General features: G+C 74.2%; 8 protein-coding genes. 5 read left to right on the forward strand and 3 right to left on the reverse strand.

The window, feature by feature from the left end; all coding sequences use genetic code 11:
• Positions 1 to 24: 24 nt before the first annotated feature.
• Positions 25 to 792, reverse strand: coding sequence for an IclR family transcriptional regulator (locus ACFYWQ_RS23045; protein ID WP_385075981.1), 768 nt, complete (start codon positions 790 to 792; stop codon positions 25 to 27).
• 197 nt (positions 793 to 989) lie between these two features.
• Between ACFYWQ_RS23045 and ACFYWQ_RS23050 the strand changes: the two genes are divergently transcribed.
• On the forward strand, positions 990 to 1,415 hold the full coding sequence (locus ACFYWQ_RS23050) for an ATP-binding protein (RefSeq protein WP_389518741.1): 426 nt from the start codon (positions 990 to 992) through the stop codon (positions 1,413 to 1,415).
• A 158-nt stretch (positions 1,416 to 1,573) separates the two neighbouring features.
• On the opposite strand, the gene ACFYWQ_RS23055 is transcribed toward ACFYWQ_RS23050, so the two are convergent.
• The gene (locus ACFYWQ_RS23055) at positions 1,574 to 2,821 is read right to left on the reverse strand and encodes a PP2C family protein-serine/threonine phosphatase (protein WP_389518742.1); all 1,248 of its coding nucleotides are present in this window, start codon (positions 2,819 to 2,821) and stop codon (positions 1,574 to 1,576) included.
• 95 nt (positions 2,822 to 2,916) lie between these two features.
• The gene (locus tag ACFYWQ_RS23060; RefSeq protein ID WP_389518743.1) at positions 2,917 to 3,675 is read right to left on the reverse strand and encodes an IclR family transcriptional regulator; all 759 of its coding nucleotides are present in this window, start codon (positions 3,673 to 3,675) and stop codon (positions 2,917 to 2,919) included.
• A gap of 178 nt (positions 3,676 to 3,853) precedes the next feature.
• Between ACFYWQ_RS23060 and ACFYWQ_RS23065 the strand changes: the two genes are divergently transcribed.
• From ACFYWQ_RS23065 to ACFYWQ_RS23080, 4 genes are all read left to right on the forward strand, one after another.
• Positions 3,854 to 4,495, forward strand: coding sequence for a hypothetical protein (locus tag ACFYWQ_RS23065; RefSeq protein WP_389518744.1), 642 nt, complete (start codon positions 3,854 to 3,856; stop codon positions 4,493 to 4,495).
• 106 nt (positions 4,496 to 4,601) lie between these two features.
• Complete coding sequence (locus tag ACFYWQ_RS23070; RefSeq protein WP_389518745.1) at positions 4,602 to 4,838, forward strand: ferredoxin; 237 nt, start codon at positions 4,602 to 4,604, stop codon at positions 4,836 to 4,838.
• On the forward strand, positions 4,835 to 6,226 hold the full coding sequence (locus ACFYWQ_RS23075; RefSeq protein WP_389518746.1) for an NAD(P)/FAD-dependent oxidoreductase: 1,392 nt from the start codon (positions 4,835 to 4,837) through the stop codon (positions 6,224 to 6,226). The genes ACFYWQ_RS23070 and ACFYWQ_RS23075 overlap by 4 nt, the downstream gene beginning before the upstream one ends.
• A gap of 24 nt (positions 6,227 to 6,250) precedes the next feature.
• Entirely contained in the window at positions 6,251 to 7,489 is a 1,239-nt protein-coding gene (locus ACFYWQ_RS23080; RefSeq protein WP_389518747.1) for a cytochrome P450, read from the forward strand.
• Positions 7,490 to 7,631: the final 142 nt, after the last annotated feature.

Consider the following 7,631-nt stretch of genomic DNA (forward strand, 5'->3'; position numbering starts at 1 on the left):
CCGACGTGCCGAGAGGCGGTGGGGTCACCAGCGAGCGGCACCCAGGTCCCGGGAGATCGCCCGGGCGGCCTCGCGCAGCAGGGTGACCAGGCTCGGCCGCGGGCGGCCCTGGCTGTCGCAGATCCGCTCGACCGGGCCGGACAGCCCGACGGCGCCCACGACGAGGCCGCCGTGGCCGCGGATCGGCGCGGCGATGCCGGCCTCCCCCATGCTCATCTCCTGGACCTCGCCCGCCCAGCCGAGTTCGCGGATCTCGGCGAGCGCCCGGGTGAGCTGTTCCGGGACGACCAGCGTGTGCCGGGTGTACGCCTCCAGGCCGAGGTCGACGGCCGGCTCCAGGGGTGCGGTGCCGAAGGCCAGCAGCACCTTGCCGAGCGAGGAGGCGTGCAGCGGCAGCAGTGAGCCGACGTCCAGCGTCTGGAGAGTGTCGTCGGGCCGGAACACATGGTGGACGACGAGCACCCTGCCCTCCAGGGGGGTGCCCAGGCGCACCGCTTCCCCGCTGCGGGCGGCCAGGGCGTCGGCCCAGTTGATGGAGCGCGACCGCAGTTCGTTGACGTCCAGGTAACTGGTGCCCAGGTGCAGCAGGGCGGCTCCGAGCTGGTACTTCCCGGTCGCGGCGTCCTGCTCCACGAAGTCGACGTGCTGGAGGGTGCGCAGGATGCCGTGGGCGGTGCCCTTCGCCAGGCCGAGGGAGGCCGCGACCTCGCCGAGCCCGAGCCGGCGGGGCCCGCCCGCGAGCAGCCGCAGGATCGCCGCCGCCCGTTCGATCGACTGGACCGGTCCGGCCATGATGCGAGCTTATTACCGCCGCGCGGCGTACGCCGGTCGTGGCGGCGGGCGTCCCGCCGCCGGATCGGACGCGGGCGTTCGGCAATGGCGACCGGTGTTCATTGACCGTTCTCCTTCTCGCTCCCTACGGTGCATCGAGGCCCGGCACAGCGCGTCGAGGCCAGTTTCGGCCGACAGCGCTCACCGGAGGACGGCACATGGCGGTAGGGCTCAACAGGATGGCGCGGGAGGACGTCGAGTACGTCTGGCGACTCCCGCCCGTCACCGGGGCGGTCTCGGCCGTACGGCAGCACGCGGGAGTGGTCCTGGCCCACTGGGGCGTCTCCCCGGAGACGGCCGACGAAGCGCTCCTGGTGGTGTCCGAGCTGCTCACCAACGCGCTCGTCCACGCCCTGCCCCCGGCGGAGCTGCGGCTGTCGTGGTTCCGCGGCGGCGGGCTCGGCACCCTGCGCGTCGAGGTCAGCGACGGGGGACCCGTACCTGCCGCCGGGTCGGCGTGCACGGACGTCGACCCGGACGAGCACGGCCGGGGCGAGACGATCGTCCACGCGCTGGCGACCCGGTACGGCACCGACGTGCACCCCGGTGGCGTGACCCGGTGGGCCGAACTCGTCTCGGTGTGAGCGCGCGCGACGCGGCGGACCGGCCGCGCTCCGGTGCGGCCTGCGCGGCCTGCGCGGCCTGCGCGGCCTGACGCTCCGGTGTCCTTCGGGTACGGCGTGCGCGGCCCGACGCTCCGGTGCCTTTCCGGTGCGCCTGCGCGGTCCCGCTCACCTGCCCCTCAGCCGTACACCTGCCCCTCAGCGGTGCGGGCCTGCGACGGGGGCCGCGGGCCCCGGCCGGCGTCGGACACGGACGTGGGGACGGCCCGTAGGGACGCGGCGGGCTCCGGAAGGGGCGGCTTGCGCAGGAGCAGCAGCGCCGCGTCGTCGTGCAGCCGGCCGCCCACGTGGGTCAGCAGTTCGTCGTGGAGCGCGGTGAGCGTGCGCGCCGGCTCGTCGGACACATGGCGCGCCAGCCCTTCGGCGAGCGGGTAGAACGCACGGCCGTGGTCGCGGGCCTCGGTGACCCCGTCGGTGTAGAGCAGCAACTGCTCTCCTTCGGCGAAGGGCAGCACCTGGAGGGTGGGGACCTGTCCGGACAGGGCGCGCAGGCCCAGCGGCGGCGCCGGATGGGCGGACTCGACCGGCACGACGTCACCGGAGGCGCGGACCAGCAGCGGAGGGGCGTGTCCGCAGTTGACCACCTCCAGCTCCCCTGCCCGCGGGTATCCGGCGACGACGGCGGTGACGAAGTCGTCGCTGCCCAGGTTGCGCGCCAGGCTCCGTTCGATCCTGCCGACGACGGCGAGGAGGTCGGGCTCGTCGTAGGCGGCCTCGCGGAAGATGCCCAGCACGAGCGCGGCGGTCCCCACCGCCGGCAGCCCTTTGCCGCGCACGTCGCCGACGATCAGCCGGACCCCGTACGGGGTGGGCACCAGCGCGTAGAGATCGCCGCCGATCCGGGCCTCCGCCGCCGCGGCGCTGTAGCGGACGGCCACCCGGAACGGGCCGACCGTCTCCGGTATGGGGGTGAGGAGCGCGTGCTGGGCGGCCTCCGCGACGGAGCGGACGTCCGCGAGCACCCGCTCACGGCGGCCGCGCAGCGTGCTGGCCAGGGCACTCGCCAGGGTGACCGCCACCACGGCGGACAGGACGGCCAGGACCTGCCGGCCCGGGACGCCGTTGACGCTTCCGTGCGCGGTGCTCAGCGCCGCGGCGAGGAGACCGACGCAGAGCACTCCGCGGGGCCCGTTGGTGATGGCGGCCAGCGCCGGTCCGGCCGTGAGCAGGGGGAGCCAGATCATGCCCGCTCCGCCGACGAAGTCGACGAGCACGACGACGGAGATGATCAGAACGGGCAGCACGGGCGTGCCGACGGCCAGCTGTGCGGCGCCCTTCCGCCACGCCCCCGCCCGGCAGGGGACTGCTCGATCGCTGGACGGCCGTATCGGCCGGTGGGCGTCACCATGGTCTTGCGCCTGACTCATGTTCCGTCCGGGGTCCTCACCTGTATACGAGCACTGATATGTCCTACTTAATCCAGGAAACGGGGTTCGGGCCGGGCGCCACAAGCGGTGGTTTTTCAGATAGTGAGCGACAGGCTCCTGGTCACGCGGCTCGCGATGGGCAGCAGCCGGGCCCGGACCGCGTCGAGCCGGGGCAGCCGGTCCACCGGCAGGGAGACGCCGAGCGACCCGAGCGTGGTGCCGCTGTAGACGGGCACGGCCACGCAGACGGTGCCGAGGGTGTACTCCTCCATGTCCGTGACGGCCGGGGCCAGGGGGGAGAGGTCGAGCCGCCGGAGCAGTTCCGGAAGGCTGGTGACGGTCCGCGGGGTGAGGTCGGCGAGGTGGTGGCGCGAGAGGTACTCCTTGCGGGAGTCCTCGTCCATCTCGCGGAGCACAGCCTTGCCCAGCGCGGTGGCGTGCCCGGCGTCCTCGAACCCCACCCACAGGTCGACCCTGGGCGCCCGGGGGCCGTCGACGATCTCGGCGACCCGGATCTCGCCCTCCTCGTAGAAGGTGAGGTAGGCGGCGGTCGCCAGCTCGTCCCGGAGCGCGGCGAGCGTGGGGCGGACGCGGCTGAGCAGCGCCTGTCCGCGGCCGTTGCTGTGCAGCGCCTGGAGCTTGTCGCCCAGGACGAAGCCGCCGTCGTCCAGCTTGCGGATGTATCCGTCGTGCACCAGCGTCCGCAGCAGGTGGTAGGCGGTCGCCAGCGGCAGGCCCGTCTCCCGCGCCAGCTGTTTCGCCGGCGCGCCGTTCTCGTGCGCGCCCACGGCCTCCAGCAGGCGAAAGGCTCGCTGCACGGACGTGATGAGCGTCGGGCCCTCATGAGCACCCATACCCTCAGCCTGCGCCGGGCGGGCGGTACAGGCAAGGGACGCACCGCCCCACAGGGCCCCGCACGCCCCCGCGCGGGGCGGCCGAACGGACGGAGGGCCCCGGTGACGCCCCGGTGGCGCGCGGTGCCGGATTGCTGCTGTCTGGACCAGAACGGTGCGGACGGGAGAGCGAGGGACCATGAGGCACGAACACGAGCACCTCGGGACGCCGCGGGCCGTCGGGATCGCCGGGGTGGTGTTCGCGGTCCTGATGGCCACGGCGATCGTGCTGATGCGCCTCGCCCTGCCCGCCGGGGCCGGCGCGGACGAGGTCACCGTCGGCGCCGGGCAGCGGAGCGCCGTGCGGACGGCGCTGGCGCTGGTCCCGTTCGCCGGGATCGCCTTCCTGTGGTTCATGGGAGCCCTGCGCGAGCAGGCCGGCGCCGGCGAGGACCGGTTCGTGGCCACGGTGTTCCTGGGCAGTGGCCTGGTCTTCGTCGCGACCCTGTTCGGCAGTGCCGCCGCGGCGGCGACCGTGCTCGACGAGAGCGGGCAGCACTCGCCGTTCGGCCGCCACTACGCCTACGCCCTGCTGACCACGTACGCGATGCGGATGGCGGCGGTGTTCGTCCTCACCTCCTCGACCATCGGCCGCCGCCTCGGGGTCTTCCCCCGCCCGCTGGTCGTCCTCAGCCTCCTCGCGGGTCTCACGCTGCTCGTCGCGGGTGCGGACCTGCCCTGGTCGGAGCTGGTCTTCCCGGGCTGGGCACTGGTCGTGAGCCTGCACATCCTGTGGGGGCGGCGGCGGCCCGCCGGCGCGCGGTGGCCGGGCCCCGGATGACGGGCGCGGCGTTCACTCCGACGGGCTCCCTCTCGTCGCCGCGTCCGCCGCGGACGCCCACGATGGTCGCAGACGGTCGCGGAGGCCGTCGGAGAGGACCGGTCCCGTGGTCAGGATTGCCGTCGACTTGAACCGCTGCCAGGGGTACGCGCAGTGCGCGTTCCTGGCGCCCGACGTCTTCACCATGCACGGTGAGGAGGGACTGCTCTACCTCCCCGAGCCCGACGAGGCGCAGCGCGAGAAGGTGGCGCAGGCCGCCGCGGCCTGCCCCGTCCAGGCCATCCTCGTCGACACGGTGGACGCGCCGGCCGAGACGGCGACCGGCCGGGGCGGTGTCCGGTGAACGCGGACGCGTCCCTGGAGAGCCTCCGGCGCGAGGGCCGCATCGTCGTCGTCGGCGCCTCGCTGGCGGGCCTGCGGGCCGCGGAGACGCTCCGCGCCAAGGGCTTCGCCGGATCCCTGACGATGATCGGCGACGAACCCTACGAGCCGTACGACCGGCCTCCGCTGTCCAAGCAGGTGCTGCTGGGCAGGGCGGCCGCCGACCGCACCGCGCTGCCCCGGCGCCGGGCCCTGGACGCGACGTGGCGGCTGGGCGTCGCGGCCACCGGCCTGGACATGGCCGCCCGCCGGGTGCGGCTGGCGGACGGCGACGAGGTGCCCTACGACCGGCTGCTGATCGCGACCGGGGTGCGGGCGCGCCCGTGGCCGCGGGAGGCCGAGGCGGAACTCGACGGGGTGTTCGTGCTGCGGACCCGGGACGACAGCGCGGCGCTCACCCGGCGGCTCGCCGACGGCCCCCGGCGGGTCCTCGTCATCGGCGCCGGGTTCACCGGCTCGGAGATCGCCTCCGCCTGCCGCGAGCGCGGCCTCGCCGTCACCGTCGCCGAGCGCGGCGCGGCACCCCTGGTCGGCGCGCTCGGCGGGGTGGTCGGCGCGGTCGCCGCCGAGCTCCAGCGCGAGCACGGCGTCGACCTGCGGTGCGGGGTGATGGTGACCGCCCTGGAGGGCGACGCCTCGGGGCGGGTGCGTGCCGCGCACCTGTCGGACGGCTCCACCGTCGAGACGGACGTGGTGGTCGTCTCGCTCGGCGCCACCCGGAACACCGAGTGGCTCACCGGGTCCGGGCTCGGGGCGGGCCCCCGCGGCATCGCCTGCGACGCCGGCTGCCGCGCCTTCGACATCCGCGGCATAGTGACCGACGACATCTACGTCGCGGGTGACGTCGCCCGCTCCCCGCACCCGTTGTTCGGCTACCAGTTCCTGTCCCTGGAGCACTGGGGCAACGCCGTCACCCAGGCGGAGATCGCGGCGCACAACATGCTCAGCGTGTCCGCGGACCGCCTCCCGCACATGTGGGTGCCGGCCTTCTGGTCGTCGCAGTTCGGCGTGAACATCAAGTCGGTGGGCGTGCCCACGCTGGGGACGGAGATCGTCGTCCCGCAGGGCTCGCTGGAGGCCCACCGGTTCCTCGGCGTCTACGGGTACCAGGGGCGCGTCATCGGCGCGGTCGCCTTCGACCATGCCCGGTGGCTGCCGTTCTACCAGGAGCTGATCGAGACGACGGCGCCGTTCCCGCCGTCGTTCCCCACGGTCGACCGGCACCCGGAAGGGCAGCGCCCGGTGGACGCCGACTTCCCCGACCCGTCGGTTCCCAGCCACGGGCCCACCGTGACGCTCAGCGGATACGCGCCCGCCGACCGCCGGCTGACGTTCACGCCCGCGCACTGACCCGCCCGGCCCCGAGGACCCGCCATGACGCCATCACTGCTGCATCAGATCCTTGACTACGCGAACCGCGCCGATCCGTACCCGATCTACGAGGAGCTGCGGAAGACGCCGGTCCACCACGAGGAGGACGGGCCGTACGTCGTCAGCACCTACTACGAGATCCGCAGCCTGCTGCACGACCCGCGCATCAGCTCCGACGCCCGCAATCTCGCGTCGACCTCCCACGACCCGCTGGCCGAGTCGGTCCAGGAGGAGCAGAGCGCCCTGCCGCCCAGTTTCCTGCGGCTGGACCCGCCGGAACACGACCGGCTGCGGCGCATGACCAACCGGCCCTTCGGGCCGCCGCACTCCCCCCGCCGCGTCGACGGGATGCGTGCGGAGCTCCATGACATCGTCTCCGGTCTCATCGACGGCATCGGCGACCCCGGCCGGATCGACCTGGTGGAGCAGTTCTCCTATCCGTTCCCGGTGACGGTGATCTGCCGGCTGCTCGGGGTGCCGCGCGAGGACGAGGCGCGCTTCCACAGCTGGGCGGACACCATCGCCGCGAGCCTGGACCCCGACCCGGACGCGGATCCCACGCAGCGGGGCAAGGAGTCGCACGACGCCCGTATGCAGCTGGGCATGTACCTGTCCGGACTGATCGAGGAGCGCCGCAAGAAGCCCGGCGACGACATGCTCTCCCAGCTGGCCACGGCCGCGGGCCCGGACGGCACGATGACCACGATGGAGCTGCTCAGCACCGCGGCGCTGCTGCTGATCGCGGGCCATGAGACCACCGTCAACCTGGTCACCAACGGCATGCTGACGCTGCTGCGCAACCCCGGCGTCCTGGAGCGGCTGCGCGCGGATCCGCGGCTCGCCGTGCCCGTCGTCGAGGAGCTGCTGCGCTTCGAGCCGCCGGTGCAGCTGGTGCCGCAGCGCACCACCCTCGCCGACGTCGAGGTGCGCGGCGTGACCATCCCCAAGGGCGCCTCCCTCTGGCTGGTGCTGGCCTCCGGCAACCGCGACCCGCAGCGCTTCGCGCACCCGGACCGCTTCGACCCGGACCGCGGGGACATCCAGCACCTCGGCCTGGGCAGCGGCATCCACAGCTGCTTCGGCGCGCCGCTCGCCCGGCTGGAGGCCCAGTTCGCCCTGGCGGAGCTGGCCCGCAGACTGGAGAACCCCCGCCTCCTGGAGGACCCGCCGCCGTACCGGCAGAACGCCGTCCTGCGCGGGCCACGGCACCTGCCCATCGCCTGCGACGGCATCCGGCCCTGACGGGGCCCGCCGCGTGCCGTGACGACGTCGGGAGGTGAAGGCGGGCTGCGGGCTGCGGGCTGCGGGCTGCGGGCTGCGGGCTGCGGGCTGCGGGCTGCGGGCTGCGGGCTGCGGGCTGCGGGCTGCGGGCTGCGGGCTGCGG

Origin of the sequence: Streptomyces sp. NPDC003247 (genome assembly GCF_042888135.1) — a bacterium.
In the GTDB taxonomy this organism is placed as follows: Bacteria; Actinomycetota; Actinomycetes; order Streptomycetales; family Streptomycetaceae; genus Streptomyces.